The following is a 1,145-nucleotide window of genomic DNA, read 5'->3' as shown; positions in this document are numbered from 1 at the left end:
CGGGGCGACTTTTTCAATTAGGGGATGGGGACAGGTTGTCCTTCAGCCAAATCAGAATGCCCAGACCCATTTTTAACTTTGACTGGAGGTCAGAAATGAACATCAAGAGCCTTCTCCTTGGCTCCGCTGCAGCTCTGGTTGCAGCTTCCGGCGCTCAGGCTGCCGACGCAATCGTCGCGCCAGAGCCCGAAGCCGTTGAATATGTCCGCGTTTGCGACGCTTACGGCGCTGGCTACTTCTACATTCCGGGCACCGAAACCTGCCTGCGCGTCCATGGTTACGTCCGTTACGACGTAAAGGGCGGCGATGACGTTTACTCCGGTACCGACCGCAATGGCTGGGACAAGAGCGCTCGTTTCGCACTCCGCGTTTCCACCGGTTCGGAAACCGAACTCGGCACCCTCAAGACCTTCACCGAACTGCGCTTCAACTATGCTGCGAACAATTCGGGCGTAGATGGTAAATATGGTAATGAAACCAGCAGCGGCACCGTCATGGAGTTCGCGTATATCCAGCTCGGTGGTCTGCGCGTTGGTATCGATGAATCGGAATTCCATACCTTCACCGGTTACCTCGGCGATGTCATCAACGATGACGTGATCTCGGCTGGCTCCTACCGCACCGGCAAGATCTCGTACACCTTCACTGGCGGAAACGGCTTCTCGGCTGTGATCGCTCTCGAACAGGGTGGCGACAACGACGGTGGTTACACTGGCACGACCAACTACCACATCGACGGCTACATGCCTGACGTTGTTGGCGGCCTGAAGTATGCTGGCGGCTGGGGTTCGATCGCTGGTGTTGTTGCCTATGACTCGGTCATAGAAGAATGGGCTGCCAAGGTTCGTGGCGACGTCAACATCACCGACCAGTTCTCGGTTTGGTTGCAGGGCGCATATTCGTCCGCTGCTACGCCGGATCAGAACTACGGCCAGTGGGGCGGCGATTGGGCTGTCTGGGGTGGTCTGAAGTATCAGGCTACGCAGAAGGCTGCCTTCAACCTGCAGGCTGCGCATGACGACTGGGGCAAGACGGCAGTTACGGCTAACGTTGCTTACGAACTGGTTCCTGGCTTCACCGTTACGCCGGAAGTTTCCTACACCAAGTTTGGTGGCGAGTGGAAGAACACCGTTGCTGAAGACAAT

At 56.8% G+C, this 1,145-nt stretch carries 1 protein-coding gene; it reads left to right on the top strand.

The annotated features are described in order from the left end of the window. Positions 1-95: 95 nt before the first annotated feature. Positions 96-1,145: porin (locus DS743_RS07125; protein ID WP_258945821.1), on the top strand; the 1,050-nt coding region annotated here is incomplete at its 3' end.

Source organism: Lactobacillus leichmannii (assembly GCF_024701915.1).
GTDB classification, from domain to species: domain Bacteria; phylum Bacillota; class Bacilli; order Lactobacillales; family Lactobacillaceae; genus Lactobacillus; species Lactobacillus delbrueckii.
Note: the sequence above shows the minus strand (reverse complement) of the source record. Positions and strands in the feature narration are given on the sequence as shown.